The organism is Aeromicrobium massiliense JC14 (assembly GCF_000312105.1).
In the GTDB taxonomy this organism is placed as follows: Bacteria; Actinomycetota; Actinomycetes; order Propionibacteriales; family Nocardioidaceae; genus Aeromicrobium; species Aeromicrobium massiliense.
The window spans coordinates 507,149-524,196 of the sequence record NZ_HE978636.1 but is presented as its reverse complement, the minus strand read 5'-3'; the positions used below and the strand labels follow the sequence as shown (position 1 = coordinate 524,196).

Below are 17,048 nucleotides of genomic sequence, written 5' to 3'. Positions count from 1 at the left end.
TCGCGGCTCGTGGCCCGACTCCAGGACTCAGCGGAGCCAGCGGGTGTAGTGGCGCTTCGCGTAGGCCCAGTCACGGGTCGAGCCGGACTTCGCGCTCGCCGCCACGCGGATCTTCGTGGGCGTCCCGGTCTCGGCCATGCACTCGAGCGGGGTCTTCACGGTGATGGTCTTCGCCTTGGTCTGGTAGCTCACGGCGCGCTGCCCGCCGAGCTCGTTCAGGCAACCGCCCCACTGGTAGGTGCTGCCGCCCTTCCACCCGTGCTCGCTGACGATCTGCTCGGAGCCCTTGATCCTGACGCGGTAGTCGGGCCGACCGTCGCCCTTCGTGTCGTAGTACAGCTCGACCGGGCTGGATCGCTTCACCTTGCGGAGGGAGATCTTGGTGATGACCAGCGAGTCCGTCTTCGTGACCTTGACCCGGGTGATGTCAGAGGTGGCACGCGCGTCGCCCACCCGGTCCTTCATCCAGAAGTAGTCACTGGCCTGGGCGGCCGTCGGGGCGGCGGTGACCAGGAAGCCGGCGGCCACGATGGTGGAGACGATGGAGCGGATGCGCATGAGCGTTCCTTCGAGTGGGGGCTGCAGGCAGCCCAGGTGGGACGGTGCGCAGAAGATAGAGCGCGCCCGCTGACATGACATCCCAGATCGCGGGGATCTTTCGGCGGGGTGGCGCGCGATCTTGGGACGAGAGGTCCGGCGCAGGCCCGGACGCGACGAGGCGCCCTTCCCCGTGGGGGAGGGCGCCTCGTCGTGGTGCCGGGGCTTCAGGCGACCTTGCTGGTCTCCAGGCTGTCGAACGCGTCCAGCACCTCGTCGGTGGTGGGCACGCGGCGAATGGTCGGCGGCGCCGCCGCGACCTGCGCGGCCTGACGCTCGCGCTCGCGACGCAGGTGACGCTTGATGGTCGACGTGGAGCAGCCGAGCCGCTCGGCCAGCTGGTGGCACGTGTCGTTGGGGTACGCCTGCCGCATCGCGACGACGGACTCGTGGTCGACCGGGCCGGCGCCGACGCGCGGGGCGCCGATGACGCCCGGGGCGGGCTGGCCGATCTCGACCCCGAGCATCGCGCGCATGTCGCGCCGCTGGTCCTCGGTCGTGCAGGCCACGTAGCCGCTCACGTCGACCTCGACCACCGAGCGGTACAGGCACTCGACGAACAGCGGGCACGCGGCGCACTGCCGGTGGGCCGCGGCCATGCGGGCCTGCTGGTGACGCTGGTCGCCCGGACCCTCGTCGCTCAGCTCGTAGGGCAGGAAGTCCTCAGGGGACTTCGCACAGGCGGGGATGTAGGAGTCCGTCTCCATCGTCGTCACAGCAACCTCCGAGGGTGGAACTGTGACGTACGTTACAGGTACATGCCTCCGGTGACACCGTCCGCGTCGATATTTCTCGTTTCGCCCTCTTTGCCACCGTTTGGCCCCGGCAGCGCCAGGCGGATGTTCTGCAGCTGCTGCTGCGCGGCGACCTGCTGGGCGTAGAACGCGGCCTGGATGCCGTGGAACAGGCCCTCGAGCCAGCCGACCAGCTGGGCCTGGGCGATGCGCAGCTCCGCGTCGCTGGGCGCCTCGGCGCCGAACGGCAGGCTCAGGCGCTCGAGCTCCTCGACCAGCTCGGGCGCGAGGCCGTCCTTGAGCTCGGTGATGGACTGCTCGTAGATCTCGCGCAGCCGCGTGCGGCTGGCCTCGTCGAGGGGCGCGGACTTCACCTCCTCGAGCAGCTGACGGATCATGCCGCCGATGCGCATGACCTTCGCAGGCTGCTCGACGAGGTCGGCGGGCCCGGGCGCCGTCGGCGCCTGCTCACCGCCCTGCGCGACCTCGGCCTGCACGGTGACGGGGCGACCGTCCGGTCCGATGACCTGGAACTCTTCGGGCATGCGTCCAGGGTAGTCAGCGCACGCGAAGCAGCACCTTGCCGACGTGCGAGGACTCCTCCAGCAGGCGGTGCGCCTCCTGGACGTCGTCGAGGTCGAGCGTGGCGTGCACGACCGGCTGCACGGCGCCGCTCTCGAGCAGCGGCCAGACGTGCTCGACGGTCTCGGCCACGATCGTGGCCTTCTCGTCGGCCGGCCGGGCGCGCAGCGACGTCGCCGTGACGGAGGCGCGCTTGGACAGCAGCAGGCCCAGGTCGAGCTCGGCCCTCGTGCCGCCCTGCATGCCGATGACGACCAGCCGGCCGCCGGTGGCCAGCGCCCGGACGTTGCGGTCGAGGTACTTGGCGCCCATGTTGTCGAGGATGACGTCGGGTCGGGCTCCTGCGTCCTGCAGCACCTCGACGAAGTCCTGCTCTCGGTAGTTGATCAGCACGTCCGCCCCGAGGGCGCGGCACGCCTCCAGCTTCTCGGCCGTGCCGGCGGTGACCGCCACGCGCGCGCCGAGCGCCTTCGCGACCTGGATCGCGCACGTGCCGATGCCGCTGGAGCCGCCGTGGACGAGCAGCGTCTCGCCCTCGCGCAGGCCCGCGGTCATGAAGACGTTCGACCACACCGTGCAGAAGACCTCCATCAGGCCGCCGGCGGTGACGAGTCCGACGCCGTCGGGCACCGGCGCCACCTGTCCGGCGGGCACGGCGACCTGCTCGGCGTAGCCGCCGCCGGAGAGCAGCGCGCACACCTCCTGGCCGACCTCGAGGCCCTCGACGCCCTCGCCCAGCGCCGCGACGCGGCCCGAGCACTCCAGGCCGAGCACGCGGGTGGCGCCGGCCGGCGGGTCGTAGAAGCCCTGGCGCTGCAGCACGTCGGCGCGGTTGACCGCGGACGCCACGACGTCGATCAGCACCTCGCCGGGGGCGGGCACGGGGGCGGGCAGGTCGGCGACGACGAGGGCGTCGGGACCACCGGGCACAGGGACGTGGACGGCACGCATGCCTCCACCGTACGGGTGACGGGCGATAGGTTCTGGGGGTGACGTCCACGCCCCCCGCCCCCCGTCCGGGCAGGACCCTCACGTCACCGGGCCCGAACGCCGCCCTGGCCGTCGGCCTGCTCGCGCTGCTCGCCGTGCTGCTGCGGCTCCCGTTCCTGGGCGCCCGGCCCGGCCGCGACGAGGCCGGTTACCTGATGGTCGGTGCCGGCTGGAGCGACGGCGACCAGCTCTACGGCCGCTACTGGGTGGACCGCCCGCCCCTGCTCGTCTGGATCTACGAGGCGGCGGGCGACCTCACGACCCTCCGCCTGCTCGGCTGCGTGGCCGCGGCCGCCGTCGTCGTGCTCGTCGGGGCTGCGGCCCACGTGGCCGCCGGGCCCCGCGCGGCGGCCTGGGCGGCCGGCGCCGCCGCCCTGCTCACCGCCCAGCCGTGGCTGGGCACCGTGCGGGTGAACGGCGAGATCCTCGCGGCCCCGTTCGCCGCCGGTGCCGTGCTGGCCACCGTGCTCGTCGTCCGCCGGGGCGGACGCTGGTGGCTGGCCGCGCTGGCCGGGGCCCTGGCGACCCTGGCCGTCGCGGTGAAGCAGTCGACCGTCGACGCGGCCGTGTTCGTCGTCGTCGCGCTGGCCACGCTCGCCTGGCGGGGACGCCGTCCGCGTCGCGAGCTGGTCGTCGTGGCCGCTGGGGTGACCGGCGGCGTGGTGCTGACGCTGGCCGTGCTGCTCGCCCTGGCCGCGGCCCGCGGCGCCGGTCCGACGGCGCTGTTCGACGCTGTCGTCTGGTTCCGGGTCGAGGCGGGGGAGACCATCCGGACGTCCGCCTCGGACGCGACGGGCGAGCGGCTGGTCGTGCTCGTGGCCACCTGGCTGGTGAGCGGCTTGTCGGTGCTGACCGTGGCGACGCTGGTGCTGGGCGCCCGCCGCCGCGACCCGGTCGTGCTCGGCGTGGCCGCCGCGCTGCTCGCCGCCACCTCGGTGGCGCTGTTCGGCGGCAGCTACTGGGCGCACTACCTGATCGCGCTCGTCCCGACCGCGGCCCTCGGCGCGGGACTCGCCGCCGTCGCCGTCCCGCAGGCCTGGCGTCGCGCCGCGGCCGGCGCGCTCGTGCTGGCGACCTGCGTGACCGTCGTCCACGCGGTGGTCGCGCCGGACCGGGACGGCCTGGAGGCCCAGGTCGTCGGCCGCGCCCTGGAGAGCGTCGCGCACGCGGGCGACACGGCCGTCGTCGCCTACGGGCAGCCGAACGTGCTGCTCAGCGCCGGCATGGAGAGCCCCTACCCCTATCTGTGGAGCCTGCCGGTGCGGGCCCTCGACCCCGACCTCGACCAGCTGGCCGACACGCTCGAGGGCGCCGACGCCCCCACGTGGCTCGTCGACTGGAGCGGCTTCGACGACTGGGGCGTGGACGCGACCCGGCTCGAGGCCGTCGTCGAGCGCCGCTACCGCCCGGTCGGCTCGGTGTGCGGACGCGAGCTGTGGCTCGACCGGCGCGTCGACCGGGCCGCCCCGGACGCGAAGGCCTGCCGATGACCGACCAGCGGCCGGGCCGCGAGGCGGACGAGACCCCGGCGGGCGTCGTCCAACGGGCTCCGCGCTCGCGCTGGTGGCCGCTCGCGGTCGCCGTCTACGCGCTCGCGCTCGGAGCCTGGATCGTCACCGTCGGCGTGCCGACCGACCCGTTCCAGATGTTCGCCTGGATGTGGCTGGCCGTGATCGCCTGGCGCTTCGGCGCGCCGGCGCGCGTCCACCTCGCGTTCGTGAAGGACTGGTGGCCGGCCTTCGCCGTGCTCGTGGCCTACCTCTACAGCCGGGGGCTGAGCGACGAGCTGATCGGCGTCCCCGTGCACTGGACGATGCCGATCCACGTCGACCGCTGGCTCACCGGCGGGAACGAGCTGCCGACCCAGTACCTGCAGGACGCCCTGTGCGGCGATCCGTGCCTGCGCTCCTTCGCGCCGTCGTGGTACGACGTGCTGCTCACGACCGTCTACTACAGCCACTTCGTCGTCGGGCTCGGCCTGGCGCTCGTGCTGTGGGTGCGCAACCGGGCGGACTGGGTCGCCTGGCTCACCCGCTACCTGACGATGAACCTGGCCGGCCTGGTCGTCTACGTCCTGTACCCGATGGCCCCGCCGTGGCTGGCGTCGAAGGAGGGCTACATCGCCGAGAGCCTCCCGCGGCTGACCGGCCGCGGCTGGGAGGACGTCGGCCTGGGCGGCTTCCACGTCGTGCTCGCCTCGGTCGGCAACCCCGTCGCGGCGATGCCGTCGCTGCACGGAGGCATCGCGATGCTCGTCGCGCTGTGGACGGTCCACCGGCTGAGCAGTCCGTGGCGCTGGACGGTGCTGCTCTACCCGCTCGTCATGGCGCTCGCGCTCGTCTACTACGCCGAGCACTACGTGATCGACATCCTCGCCGGGTGGGCGCTGGCCGCCCTGGTGATGGTGGGTGTCGGCCGCTGGGAGGCACGCCGCGACGCGGCCTGATCCGCACGGGACGTCGCAGGGCTGGGTCGTACCTGCCAGAATCGACGGGTGCGTCCTGTCGTCGTCCAGCTCTCCGCGTCCCTCGACGCCGCCGCGAACCGTGCGGCCGTCGAGCGGGTGCTCGGCACCGTCGACCCCGCGCAGCGTCCCGACGTGGTGCTCCTGCCGGAGGCGACGATGGCCGACTTCGGCCGCCAGGACACCGACCTGCGGCCGCTCGCCGAGCCGCTCGACGGCCCCTTCGTCGACCTGCTCCTGACCCACGCGCGCCGGCTCGGCACGACGGTCGTCGCCGGCATGTTCGAGGCGACGGACGACCTGCCGTTCAACACGCTGGTGGCCGCCGGGCCGGACGGCGACCTGGTCGCGACGTACCGCAAGATCCACCTCTACGACTCCTTCGGCTACCGCGAGTCCGAGCGGCTCGCGGCCGGTGACCTGGAGCCCGTCACGGTGCCGGTCGGCGACGAGCTGCTGGGGCTCATGACCTGCTACGACCTGCGCTTCCCCGAGCTCGCGCGGGCCCTGGTCGACCGCGGCGCCGAGGCGCTGGCCGTCCCGGCCGCGTGGCTCGCCGGCGACCGCAAGCTCGAGCACTGGCGCACCCTGCTCGCCGCCCGCGCGATCGAGAACACCGTCGGCGTCGTCGCCGCGGCCCAGTGCGGACGCGGCTACACCGGGCACTCGATGGTGCTCGACGCGTCCGGTGCGGTGCTGGCCGAGGCCGGTGACGAGCCCGCGGTGCTGACCGCCGACCTCGACCCCGAGGCTCTGCGCGAGGTGCGGGCCACCAACCCGTCCCTGGCCAACCGGCGCATGGGCCGCACGGAGGTCCGCCGGTGAGCGAGCGCAGCGAGCGAACCGTCCGGGCCCTCGCGGGCGGGCGTCCGTACCGTACGTCCTTCATCACGGAGGTCCGCCCGTGAGCGCAACCGCCCAGGGCGGGCGTCGTCGGCTCGACGCGCCCGCGACCCCCGCCTACGACCTGCCCACCCGTCAGCCGCGCCTGCGGCCCGAGCTGGGCCGCTGGGCCCGCGTCGTCGTCATCGTCCTGTGGCTGGCGTCGACGGCGCTGGCGGCCACATCCGTCGTCGCGGTCGGCGCTCCCGCGTGGGTCGAGCGGCCGGCGGCCGGCGTCCTGCTGGTGGTGCTGGCGACGATGCTCACGCACCGGGTCGGCGGCTACCTGCGCATCTGGGTCAGTCTCGCCGGACTGCTGGCCCTGGCGGCGGTGGTGATGGAGCGCAACGTGACCATCACCGCGGCGGCCGGCGTGACGGCGGTCGTCGCCACGGTGGCGTCGGTGCTGCTGACGCGTCCGGCCCGCACCCTCGGGCAGGTGGTGCGCGAGTACTCCGTCGCGATCGCCGTGGCCCTGTCCGGCACCGTCGGTGTGGCCGCCTGGAACGCCCCGGTCGGGTACCAACGCTTCAACCTGCTCGTGCTCGGCACCTCGCTGGCGCTCGCGATCGCCGTCGTGTGGAGCCTCGGCGCCGGCCTGCACGGGATGAGCCGTCAGGGCGTCACCGTGCTCGTGGGTGTCGCCGTGCTGCTGATCGTCCTGCTCGCCTACAGCTCCTTCGTGCGCACGCACGGCTCGGAGACGGTGGTGGACGCGTTCACGTCCACGGTCACCTGGCTGCGCGAGACGGTCGGCGGCGTGCCCCGGCCGGTGGAGGTGCTCATCGGCCTGCCCGCCCTGGTGGTCGGCACGTCGGTGCGCTCGCGCCACCGCGAGGGCTGGTGGATCCTCGTCTTCGCCGTGATCGGCACGGGCGTCATGACCACCTCGCTGGTCGACCCCAACGCCTACCCGAGCTACGTCGGCCTCTCCACGCTCTACTCGATCGTGCTGGGCCTTGCCGTCGGCCTCATCGCCCGCCGCATCGCCATGCGCGACCGCTCGGCCCGCCGCAACCGCGCCATCGAGCGTCCCTCGCGCGTCGAGCCGCCGCGGCACGACCCGCTGCGCTGAGCCCAGTCCTCGCCGAGCCCTCCGGTGGAGTGTTGGGACGCTGTTCACCTCCACCTCCTCGCCCGACGGGCGTGCGGTCACCCCGCCTCGCTTGAGTCGTCGTGGCGGCCATCGCCGCCACGACTGCGAGGAAGGAACGACATTGAACGTCCGCATGCTGCGCGGTGCCCGCAGGCCGGCCGTCGCCGGTCTGGCCGCCGTGCTGGCCGGGGGGATCCTGACGCTGCCGTCCGGGGCCATGGCCGACGACCCGCTCCAGCCGACCCGCGTGATCCTGACGCCCACCGAGACGCCCGAGACGAGCCAGGCCATCACCTTCCAGGGGGCCGAGAACGACGACGCGACCGCGAAGGTCGAGATCAAGCCGGCCGCCGGTGGCTCGGTCCGCGTCGTGAAGGCCTACCTGCAGCCCAAGAGCATCAGCAACGACTTCCCGCACTTCTCGACCGTGGTCTCGGGCCTGAAGCCGGGCACCGACTACACCTACCGCGTCGCGACCGACGGCGCCTGGAGCGACTGGGCCACCTTCGGCACCGCCGACCCGGACGAGAAGGAGTTCTCGTACGTCTACTACGGCGACGCCCAGATCGGCCTGGACACCACCTGGCCCGAGGTCGTGCGCCAGGCCCAGGCCAAGGCGCCCGACTCGATCGGCTCGGTGCACGCCGGCGACCTGATCGACAACGCCGGCAACGACGTGCAGTGGCAGAACTGGTTCAAGGGCATGAAGACGCCCGCCGCGACCACGAACGTCTTCGCCGCGCCCGGCAACCACGAGTACTCCGGCGACAAGCTGATGACCGCGTGGAAGGCCCACTTCGAGTACCCGGCCAACAACCCGGGCGACTCGACCATCGGCGAGATGGCGAAGCTCGCCGAGGGCGACTCCGAGGTGGCGCAGCAGTACCGCGCGTACTTCGACCACTGGAGCGAGTTCGCCGCCGAGACGGTCTACTTCTCCGACTACCAGGGCGTCCGCTTCATCACCGTGAACGCGACGCGCGACACCACCTTCCTGACGCCCGACGCGCTGCCCGCGTGCGCGGCGGCGGACTGTCCCAGCACGAAGGTCTCGGCGCTGTGGACGCAGTACCAGGCCGCGTGGCTGGACCACGTGCTGACCGAGAGCCCCTCGAAGTGGAACGTCGTCACCTTCCACCAGCCCGTGTACTCGGGCTCGGAGGGCCGCGACGAGCCGATCCTGCGCGAGTACTGGGTGCCGGTGTTCGAGAAGCACGACATCGACCTGGTGCAGATGGGTCACGACCACGTCTACTCGCGCGGCTTCAAGAGCACCACCGCGACGAGCACGCCGGGCGTGACGTCCGGGCCGGTCTACATCGTCAGCAACTCCGGTGCCAAGCACTACGACCTGGAGACCGACGAGAAGAACGTCTGGACGAACAACGGCGCGACGCAGGTGCAGAAGGGTGAGGACTTCACGACCTACCAGGTCGTCGACGTCACCGAGGACACGCTGACCTACTCGTCCTACATCGCCGAGGTGACCCCGTCGGCGGAGTGGTTCAAGGGCGGCAAGAAGCTCGACACGCCCTACCAGGTCGGCGACCTGTGGGACCGCTTCACCGTCCACAAGACCGACGCCGGCAAGAAGGCCGTGGTCGAGGACGGCGTGAAGCCGCCCGTGCTCGAGGAGCCCCCGGCACCCGACGCCGCGCCGGTCATCGCCGGGCAGCCGAAGGACGTCCGCGCGACCGCCGGCGACACCGTGCGCCTCACGGTGTCCGCCACCGCGGCCAAGCCGCTGACCTACCAGTGGCAGCGTCGCTCCGGCAACGGTGCGTGGACGAACCTGGCCGGGAAGCGCAGCGCCTCGCTCGACCTGACGCGCGTCACGCCGGCCGAGAACGCCCGCCGCTACCGCGTGGTCGTCGCCGCGGGCACCCGGAGCACCGTCTCGCGCGCGGTCGCGGTCAGGGTCGTCCAGCGGGCGTCCTCGGTGAAGATCGGCTCGGTCACCGCGAAGCGCGGCAAGGCGGTCAAGGTCTCGGTCCGCCCGAGCGTGGCCGGCACCGTGACGGTCAAGGTCAAGCAGGGCCGCACGACGCTCACCAAGGTCGTGACGGTGAAGGCCGGCCGGACGATCCGGGTGACCCTGCCGCGGCTGTCGCGGAAGGCGTCCGGCCAGGTGAAGGTCACGGTCTCGCTCGACGCGGCCGGCACGGTCCACGCCGACTCGTCCGCCCGCAAGACGGTGAAGGTCCGCCGCTAGGCCCGATCACGACGGCCCCCGCCCGGCCGGGCGGGGGCCGTCGTGCGTCCCGGTACCCTGGCCACGGCCCTCGGGCCGAGGAGGGGTGCCGGAGTGGCCGATCGGAACCGCCTTGAAAGCGGTCGCTGGTGACGAGCCAGCCGCGGGTTCGAATCCCGCCCCCTCTGCCACCGACCACCGACCAGCGAAGGACCCGCGTGTCCAGCACGACCTACCGCCTCGCCCGCCCGTACGCGCTGCGCGCGTTCGGCTTCCACCTCATCGCCGCGGCGGTCACCGCCTTCGCCGGCGTCCTCGCCCTGGGTGTCGACACCTCCTGGGTGCGGATCGCCGGCTGGGCGCTGCTCGGCGTCACCGTCCTGGCCGTGCTCGACGGCGTGCGCGTCCTGCTGCGTCCGCCGGTGGTCGCGCGGCTCGACGAGCGCGGCATCCGGGCCGGTCGCGGCGGCCAGGGCGAGCTGCGGGTGCTGTGGAGCGACGTGGAGACGGTCGAGTACGCCAACGAGGGCGGCCCGCGCCGGCTGCAGCTGACGCTCACGGCGGGCGGCACGCCGTACATCGCGCTGAGCGCCGTCGGGGACCGTGCGGACGAGCTGATCCGCGAGGTCCACGCCCGGATGAACAGCGCGAACGGCTACCGCACGCTCGAGTGAGCGGCCCCGATTCGTCGCGCGGCGGGCGGGTTTAGTAGCCTGACCTGGTTGCCGTCCGCGGCGACGTGGAGATGTCGCATAGTGGCCTAGTGCGCCCGCCTGCTAAGCGGGTTGAGGTTGAAACCTCTCGCGGGTTCAAATCCCGCCATCTCCGCCGCAAACGCAAGAAGCAAGACCGGAGGGACCATCCGCCCAAGGCGGCTGGTCCCTTCGTGTCTGTACCAGGGCGGAGCCCGCGCCGCCGCAAACGCAAGAAGCAAGACCGGAGGGACCATCCGCCCAAGGCGGCTGGTCCCTTCGCGTCTGTACCAGGGCGGAGCTCGCTCCGAGGCGAGCGGTCAGGCTGGCGCCGGAAGCACTGCACCCAAGGCGAGGAGCCCAGCCGCCCGCCGCTTGAGGCGGCCCGCGTGCTTTGAGGGCGGAGCTCGCTCCGAGGCGGGCTGGTGAGCTGGTCGCGGAAGCACTGCACTCAGGCCTGGAGCAAGGCTCGCCCGCCGATGGCGCGGGCACGCGTCCCTTCGACAGGCTCAGGGAGCGGGTCCAGCTCAGGGAGCGTGTCCGCCTCAGCGATCGCGTCCGTCCCGGAACGCGGAGAGCCCCTCACCATCGGTGAGGGGCTCTCGTGCGTCCAGCGGTGCTTACGTGAAGATGCTGACTCCGCCGGGGCCGACGAGCAGACCGACGACGATCAGCACGATTCCCCACAGGATTTCGCGGCGCAGCAGGGCGAAGACGCCCGCCACGACCAGGATGACGGCAAGGATCCACAGCAGGGTGCTCATGGTGCACTTCCTTCCTCCGGACTAGGACGGCACGACGATGGCACCACCGGACCGGTCGCGCACGTCGAGCGATGCCGGCTAGCGGACGAAGCGGTACTGCACGAGGCTGCGGCCGTCGTGCTCGACGGCCTCGCCGGGCCCGTCGAGCCGCCAGCCGGCGGCGGCCATCGCGTCCAGCAGCTCGTGCAGCGGTCGCGGGCCGTCGGGGTCGAAGAGCTCGGTGCGGGTGGTCACGGATCCATTCCACCGCACGGGTCCGACGGCGGCGCACGGGCGTCGGGGACGCCGGTGGAAAGGCCCCGGACATGCAGCGAGCCGCCGCGCGTTCGGGGGGTACGCGCGGCGGCTCAGCCAAGGACGACTGTAGGCGGGGACGTGGTGTCCCCGCCAGCAGTCAGGTCGAAAATGACCCGTTGGAACTAGGTGGATCAGTGCTTGAAGGCGTCCTTGACCTTCTCGCCGGCCTGCTTGAGGTCCGACTTGGTCTGGTCGGTCTTGCCCTCGGCCTCCAGCTCCGGGTCGTCGGTGGCCTTGCCGGTGTGCTCCTTGGTCTTGCCCGACAGGTCCTCGGCCGTGTTCTTCAGCTTGTCGTCGAAACCCATGACGCTCTCCTTCTGTCGTGCGCCCGGAAGACCGTGATGCGCTCCCGTTGCGCGATGAATAAGTTTTGAATAGGTTTAGCCTAGCGCGCGGTGCCGAACCGGCAATCCGCACGAGGTCCGAGCAGGAGGGAGCGCCCCATGAGCGCGATCCACGTCGTCCCCACCGGTGGCGCTTCGCGGCGTCCACGCCGGCGCAGCCAGTGGGCGCGCCTCAGCTTCCGGCTCGAGCCCGCCCAGGCCCAGCGCCTCCTGCGCGAGTTCCGCCGGGACGACTCCCTCCGGGCCTTCGGCCGGGTGCTCGGAGACGGCTCGGTCGTCCTCGTCGTCCACTGCCCCCGTCGGTACGACGCGGTCCAGAGCGTCCGCCGCCGGGTCGAGACGGATTGAGGCGCGCGTGGTGACGGACGTGAACCAGCACGGCGACTATGTGGACGGCCGGCCCGCGAAGGCGGGTGGTGCCTTCCCCCTGGCCTTCGAGCCGGCGAGCCCGGGCGAGGCGCGGGCGAAGATCGCGGCGGTGCTCGCCGAGCACGGCGTGCCGCAGTCGGTCATCGACGACGCGGTGCTCGTGGTCAGCGAGCTCGTGACCAACGGCATCCGGCACGGTGCCCCGCGCCCCGACGGCACGCTCGAGGTCGCCTGGCGCACCTTCGACGGGCTCGTCCAGGTGGCGGTCTGCGACGGCGGCACGGTCGACACGCTCGAGCCGCTGCAGCTCAACGACGTCTCTCTCTCGGGACGCGGCCTGCACATCGTCAACTTCGTGGCCGACTCCTGGCGGGTCGAGAAGGACGCCGGCACGCGCATCGTGGCCGACCTGACCTTCTGACCCGCGCTACTCCAGCGTGCTGAAGCGCGGCCGCGGCGCCAGCTGCTTGCCGCGCCCGTACTCCTGCGTCGACGTCGGCGTGACGCGCGCCGGGTCGTGCCCCGCCTCGGCGAAGACGTCGCGGGCGATCTCGAACCACGAGCGCGGCTGCCCCCCGCTCGTCACGTGGTACGTGCCGTAGGGCCGCTGCTCGCGCACGAGCGCGACGATCTCGCGGGCCAGGTCGGAGGTGTGGGTCAGCAGGCCGACCTGGTCGTCGACCACCGCCGGGTCCACGCCGTTCTCGGCGAGCCGCTGCATCGTCGCGACGAAGTTGGGTCCGTCGCCGACCACCCAGCTGGTGCGCACCACGTAGTGCCGCGGGACGGTCTGCACGACCGCGTCGCCGGCGGCCTTCGTCTGGCCGTAGACGCCCAGCGGGCTGAACGTCTCGTCGACCGGGTGGCTCTCGCGCTCGCCGTCGAACACGTAGTCGCTGGACACCTGGACGAGCGTGAGCCCGTGCCGTGTCGCGACCTTGGCCAGCTCGACGACGGCGTGGACGTTGACCCGCCACGCGTCGCGGCGGCCCTGGGGCGTCTCGGCCTCGTCGACCTTCGTGTACGCCGACGCGTTGACGATCGTGCCGTACCGACGCCAGTCGACCCGCTCGTACGCCGCGGGATCGGTGACGTCGAACTCGTCGCGTCCCCACGCGTCCGCGTCGGGCAGCAGCGCCCGGAGGGCGCGGCCGAGCTGCCCGTTCGCGCCCAGGACCAGGGTGCGGCGCGGCGGCACGGGGCGGACGTCGGCCAGGCGGGGGTGGGCGCGGTCCTTGTCGCTCAGCTCCGCCCGCTCGAGCGGCACCGGCCAGTCGATCGCCGCCGTCTCGTCGGCCAGGTTGAGGAACGTGTAGGACGCGTCGGGGCTCCAGTGGTCGTTGACCAGGTACGTGTACGCCGTGCGCTCCTCGAGCGTCTGGTAGGCGTTGCCGACGCCCTGCGGCACGAACACCGCCTGGCCCGGGCCGATCTCGGTCGTGAAGACGGCGCCGAAGCTGTCGCCCTCGCGCAGGTCGACCCACGCGCCGAAGATGCGTCCGGTGGCGACGGAGACGAGCTTGTCCCAGGGCTCGGCGTGGATGCCCCGGGTCGTGCCCGCCGCCTCGTTGTAGGAGACGTTGTTCTGCACCGGGCCGAAGTCCGGCAGCCCGAGGGCGACCATCTTCTCGCGCTGCCAGTTCTCCTTGAACCAGCCGCGGTTGTCGCCGTGCACCGGGAGCTCGAGGACGAGCAGGCCGGGGATCGTGGTCGTGCGCAGCGCGAGGTCGCCCATCTCAGTGCCCCAGCTCGGCGTACTTGGCCTCGGCAGCGCTCTTCTGCGGCCGCCACCAGGCCTCGTTCGCGCGGTACCACTCGATCGTGTCGGCCAGGCCGGTGGCGAAGTCGGTGAAGCGCGGGGCCCAGCCCAGCTCGGTGCGCAGCTTCGTCGAGTCGATCGCGTAGCGCAGGTCGTGCCCGGGCCGGTCCTTGACCAGGTCGTAGTCGTCGGCGGGACGGCCCATCACCGTGAGGATGGTCTCGACGACCTCGCGGTTGTTCTTCTCCCCGTCGGCGCCGATCAGGTAGGTCTCGCCGGCCCGTCCGCGCTCGAGGATCGTGAGCACCGCGGCGCTGTGGTCATCGGCGTGGATCCAGTCGCGGACGTTCTGGCCGGCGCCGTACAGCCGCGGCCGCACGCCGTCCAGGACGTTGGTGACCTGCCGCGGGATGAACTTCTCCACGTGCTGGCGCGGCCCGTAGTTGTTCGAGCAGTTGCTGATCGTCGCCTCGAGCCCGAAGGAGCGCACCCAGGCCCGGACGAGCAGGTCGGAGCCGGCCTTGGTGGACGAGTAGGGGCTCGACGGGTTGTACGGCGTCTGCTCGGTGAAGCGCTGCGGGTCGTCGAGCTCGAGGTCGCCGTAGACCTCGTCGGTGGAGACGTGGTGCAGCCGCGTGCCGTGCCGGCGGGCCGCCTCCAGGATCGTGAAGGTACCGATCAGGTTGGTGCGCACGAACGGGCTGGGGTCGTGCAGCGAGTTGTCGTTGTGCGACTCGGCGGCGAAGTGGACGACGGCGTCGTGGGCGGCCACCAGGTCGTCCACGAGGCCGGCGTCCGCGATGTCGCCGACCACGAGTTCGACCCGGTCCTCGGGAAGGCCGGCGAGCGACGCGCGGTTCCCGGCGTAGGTCAGCAGGTCCAGCACCGTCACAGACAGATCGGTGTGGGCTACGACGTGGTGCACGAAGTTGGAGCCGATGAACCCGGCGCCGCCGGTCACGAGAAGCTTGCGCATGGCCGCCAGACTAGTGGCGACGTCACGAAAGTACGCCCTAGGGTGAAGGGCATGCGTGGAATCATCTTGGCCGGTGGCACGGGCTCGCGACTGCATCCGATCACCCTCGGCGTGAGCAAGCAGCTCGTCCCGGTCTACGACAAGCCGATGATCTACTACCCCCTGTCGACGCTCATGCTCGCGGGCATCCGCGACATCCTGGTCATCACCACCCCGCACGACCGCGATCAGTTCGAGCGTCTGCTCGGCGACGGGTCGCAGCTGGGGGTCCGGCTCAGCTACACGGTGCAGGAGAGCCCTGACGGCCTGGCCCAGGCGTTCCTGCTGGGCGAGCACTTCCTGCAGGGCGAGTCGGCGGCGCTCGTGCTGGGCGACAACATCTTCTACGGCGGCGGTCTGGGCAGTCATCTCGCCACGTTCCAGGCGATCGACGGCGGCGTCGTCTTCGCCTATCAGGTCGCCGACCCACAGGCTTACGGCGTCGTCGAGTTCGACCGGTCGGGGAAGGCGATCTCGCTTCAGGAGAAGCCCGCTGAGCCGCGTAGCAACTACGCCGTGCCGGGCTTGTACTTCTACGGTCCGGACGTCGTGGAGGTGGCGAGCACGCTGAAGCCGTCACCCCGCGGCGAGCTCGAGATCACTGACCTCAACAGGGTCTATCTCGAGCAGGGCCGGTTGCAGGTGCAGGTCTTGGAGCGCGGCACCGCGTGGCTCGACACCGGGACGTTCGACTCGCTGCAGGACGCCGGCGACTTCATCCGCACCATCGAGCACCGTCAAGGCCTCAAGATCGGGTGCCCGGAGGAGATCGCCTACGCGCATGGCTGGCTGACCGACGAGGAGCTGGCCGAGCGAGGCCGGGCGCTGGCCAAGAGCGGGTACGGGGACTACCTGCTCAGCCTGCTCCGCTGAGCCCGGCCGCGTCGTTCGGGGGCCTCGGATAGCCTGACCCCCATGAAGATTTCGGTGATCGGTTGTGGCTACCTGGGCGCGGTGCACGCCGCGTGCATGGCGAGCCTGGGGCACGAGGTCGTCGGCGTGGACGTCGACGAGCGCAAGGCGGCGGCGCTGAGCCGCGGAGAGGCTCCCTTCTTCGAGCCGGGCCTGCCCGAGCTGCTCACCGAGGCGATGGCCACCGGGCGCCTGTCCTTCACGACCGACATGTCCGCCGTCGAGGGCGCCGACGTCCACTTCGTCTGCGTCGGCACCCCGCAGAAGGCCGGCGAGTACGCCGCCGACATGACGTACGTGGACAGCGCGTTCACCGAGCTGCGTCCGTACCTGCGCGAGGGCAACGTTGTCGCCGGCAAGTCGACCGTGCCGGTCGGCACCGCCGAGCGCCTGGCCGCCGAGCTCGAGGGCTCCGGCGCCGTGCTGGTCTGGAACCCCGAGTTCCTGCGCGAGGGCTTCGCGGTCGAGGACACCCTGCACCCCGACCGCCTGGTCTACGGCGTCGCGGCCAGCGAGGCCGGGCAGCGCTCGGTCGAGGTGCTCGACGAGGTCTACGCCACCCCGATCTCCGAGGGCACCCCGCGCCTGGTCACCGACTACGCCACGGCGCAGCTCGTGAAGGTCGCGGCCAACTCGTTCCTGGCCACCAAGATCTCGTTCATCAACGCGATGGCCGAGCTGTGCGAGGCCACCGGCGCCGACGTGACGCAGCTGGCCGACGCGATCGGTCACGACGTGCGCATCGGCCGTCGCTTCCTCAACGCCGGCCTCGGCTTCGGCGGCGGCTGCCTGCCCAAGGACATCCGTGCGTTCATGGCCCGCGCCGGCGAGCTCGGCGTCGACCAGGCGCTGACCTTCCTGCGCGAGGTCGACGCGATCAACCTGCGCCGTCGTGCGCGCATGCTCGACCTCGCTCGCGCCGAGCTCGGCGGCTCCGTCGCGAACCGCAAGGTCGCCGTCCTGGGCGCCGCGTTCAAGCCCAACAGCGACGACATCCGCGACTCGCCGGCGCTCGACGTGGCGATCCAGCTGGGCAAGGAGAGCGCGAGGGTCACGCTGTTCGATCCCGAGGCCATGCCCAACGCCAAGGCGAAGGCGCCCGAGCTCGGCTACGCCGACAGCATCGAGGACGCCGTCGACGGCGCCGAGCTGGTGCTGCTGCTCACCGAGTGGAAGCAGTTCGTCGAGATGGACCCCAAGGCGATCGGCGAGCTGGTCGACGGCCGCCGCATCCTGGACGGTCGCAACGTCCTGGTGCCCAGCGAGTGGCGCGACGCCGGCTGGACCTACCGCGCGCTCGGCCGCCAGTAGGACATCCGCCACGACGACGAAGCCCGCCCCTCGCTCGACGCGAGGGGCG

At 72.0% G+C, this 17,048-nt stretch carries 19 protein-coding genes and 2 tRNA genes; 12 read left to right on the top strand and 9 right to left on the bottom strand.

The genetic code is table 11. The features are described 5' to 3' along the window. Positions 1–27: 27 nt before the first annotated feature. From HGAM_RS02725 to HGAM_RS02710, 4 genes are all read right to left on the bottom strand, one after another. Positions 28–558 (bottom strand): hypothetical protein, encoded by a 531-nt coding sequence (locus tag HGAM_RS02725; RefSeq protein WP_019143933.1) that lies wholly within the window; start codon positions 556–558, stop codon positions 28–30. A 206-nt stretch (positions 559–764) separates the two neighbouring features. After that, the gene (locus HGAM_RS17375) at positions 765–1,313 is read right to left on the bottom strand and encodes a WhiB family transcriptional regulator (RefSeq protein WP_019143932.1); all 549 of its coding nucleotides are present in this window, start codon (positions 1,311–1,313) and stop codon (positions 765–767) included. Between the two features lie 32 nt (positions 1,314–1,345). Continuing rightward, the gene (locus HGAM_RS17370) at positions 1,346–1,876 is read right to left on the bottom strand and encodes a proteasome activator (RefSeq protein WP_019143931.1); all 531 of its coding nucleotides are present in this window, start codon (positions 1,874–1,876) and stop codon (positions 1,346–1,348) included. A 13-nt stretch (positions 1,877–1,889) separates the two neighbouring features. Next, on the bottom strand, positions 1,890–2,864 hold the full coding sequence (locus HGAM_RS02710) for an NAD(P)H-quinone oxidoreductase (RefSeq protein ID WP_019143930.1): 975 nt from the start codon (positions 2,862–2,864) through the stop codon (positions 1,890–1,892). A 38-nt stretch (positions 2,865–2,902) separates the two neighbouring features. Between HGAM_RS02710 and HGAM_RS02705 the strand changes: the two genes are divergently transcribed. The 8 genes from HGAM_RS02705 (at position 2,903) to HGAM_RS02670 (ending at position 10,364) form a co-directional block, all read left to right on the top strand. Further along, positions 2,903–4,393, top strand: a complete 1,491-nt coding sequence (locus HGAM_RS02705; protein WP_038951498.1) for a hypothetical protein — start codon at positions 2,903–2,905, stop codon at positions 4,391–4,393. Next, positions 4,390–5,349: a phosphatase PAP2 family protein gene (locus HGAM_RS17365; RefSeq protein WP_019143929.1), complete on the top strand. Its 960-nt coding sequence runs from the start codon at positions 4,390–4,392 to the stop codon at positions 5,347–5,349. Before HGAM_RS02705 ends, HGAM_RS17365 begins: the two co-directional genes overlap by 4 nt. Positions 5,350–5,397: 48 nt before the next feature. Then, positions 5,398–6,192 carry a carbon-nitrogen hydrolase family protein gene (locus tag HGAM_RS17360; protein WP_019143928.1) on the top strand — a complete coding sequence of 265 codons (795 nt, stop codon included), beginning with the start codon at positions 5,398–5,400 and terminating at the stop codon, positions 6,190–6,192. A 79-nt stretch (positions 6,193–6,271) separates the two neighbouring features. After that, positions 6,272–7,324, top strand: coding sequence for a hypothetical protein (locus HGAM_RS02690; protein WP_019143927.1), 1,053 nt, complete (start codon positions 6,272–6,274; stop codon positions 7,322–7,324). 142 nt (positions 7,325–7,466) lie between these two features. After that, positions 7,467–9,557, top strand: coding sequence for a fibronectin type III domain-containing protein (locus HGAM_RS17355; protein ID WP_019143926.1), 2,091 nt, complete (start codon positions 7,467–7,469; stop codon positions 9,555–9,557). A 79-nt stretch (positions 9,558–9,636) separates the two neighbouring features. Next, positions 9,637–9,727: transfer RNA gene (locus tag HGAM_RS02680), tRNA-Ser, on the top strand. Positions 9,728–9,754: 27 nt separating this feature from the next. Next, positions 9,755–10,210: a hypothetical protein gene (locus HGAM_RS19975; RefSeq protein WP_020691420.1), complete on the top strand. Its 456-nt coding sequence runs from the start codon at positions 9,755–9,757 to the stop codon at positions 10,208–10,210. A 67-nt stretch (positions 10,211–10,277) separates the two neighbouring features. Then, positions 10,278–10,364: transfer RNA gene (locus HGAM_RS02670), tRNA-Ser, on the top strand. A 484-nt stretch (positions 10,365–10,848) separates the two neighbouring features. Here the strand turns inward: HGAM_RS02670 and HGAM_RS20525 are convergent. The 3 genes from HGAM_RS20525 to HGAM_RS19970 all read right to left on the bottom strand — a co-directional run bounded on the left by HGAM_RS20525 (position 10,849) and on the right by HGAM_RS19970 (position 11,594). Then, positions 10,849–10,992, bottom strand: a complete 144-nt coding sequence (locus tag HGAM_RS20525; RefSeq protein ID WP_019143925.1) for a GPGG-motif small membrane protein — start codon at positions 10,990–10,992, stop codon at positions 10,849–10,851. 78 nt (positions 10,993–11,070) lie between these two features. Then, complete coding sequence (locus tag HGAM_RS20225) at positions 11,071–11,226, bottom strand: hypothetical protein (protein WP_019143924.1); 156 nt, start codon at positions 11,224–11,226, stop codon at positions 11,071–11,073. Positions 11,227–11,420: 194 nt separating this feature from the next. After that, the gene (locus HGAM_RS19970) at positions 11,421–11,594 is read right to left on the bottom strand and encodes a CsbD family protein (protein WP_019143923.1); all 174 of its coding nucleotides are present in this window, start codon (positions 11,592–11,594) and stop codon (positions 11,421–11,423) included. A 138-nt stretch (positions 11,595–11,732) separates the two neighbouring features. Here HGAM_RS19970 and HGAM_RS20520 point away from each other — a divergent pair, with 138 nt between their 5' ends. Together HGAM_RS20520 and HGAM_RS17350 are read left to right on the top strand one after the other, a co-directional pair. Beyond that, the gene (locus tag HGAM_RS20520) at positions 11,733–11,981 is read left to right on the top strand and encodes a hypothetical protein (RefSeq protein ID WP_019143922.1); all 249 of its coding nucleotides are present in this window, start codon (positions 11,733–11,735) and stop codon (positions 11,979–11,981) included. A 10-nt stretch (positions 11,982–11,991) separates the two neighbouring features. Next, a complete protein-coding gene (locus HGAM_RS17350; RefSeq protein WP_019143921.1) occupies positions 11,992–12,423 on the top strand; it encodes an ATP-binding protein in 432 nt (143 codons plus the stop codon). 6 nt (positions 12,424–12,429) lie between these two features. Here HGAM_RS17350 and HGAM_RS17345 read toward each other — a convergent pair whose 3' ends face one another. Continuing rightward, entirely contained in the window at positions 12,430–13,737 is a 1,308-nt protein-coding gene (locus HGAM_RS17345) for a sugar nucleotide-binding protein (RefSeq protein ID WP_019143920.1), read from the bottom strand. Position 13,738: 1 nt separating this feature from the next. Beyond that, positions 13,739–14,737: a dTDP-glucose 4,6-dehydratase gene (gene rfbB, locus HGAM_RS02635; RefSeq protein WP_019143919.1), complete on the bottom strand. Its 999-nt coding sequence runs from the start codon at positions 14,735–14,737 to the stop codon at positions 13,739–13,741. Between the two features lie 51 nt (positions 14,738–14,788). Here rfbB and rfbA point away from each other — a divergent pair, with 51 nt between their 5' ends. Together rfbA and HGAM_RS02625 are read left to right on the top strand one after the other, a co-directional pair. After that, the gene (gene rfbA / locus HGAM_RS02630) at positions 14,789–15,649 is read left to right on the top strand and encodes a glucose-1-phosphate thymidylyltransferase RfbA (RefSeq protein WP_019143918.1); all 861 of its coding nucleotides are present in this window, start codon (positions 14,789–14,791) and stop codon (positions 15,647–15,649) included. Between the two features lie 42 nt (positions 15,650–15,691). Continuing rightward, on the top strand, positions 15,692–16,999 hold the full coding sequence (locus tag HGAM_RS02625) for a UDP-glucose dehydrogenase family protein (protein WP_019143917.1): 1,308 nt from the start codon (positions 15,692–15,694) through the stop codon (positions 16,997–16,999). Positions 17,000–17,048: the final 49 nt, after the last annotated feature.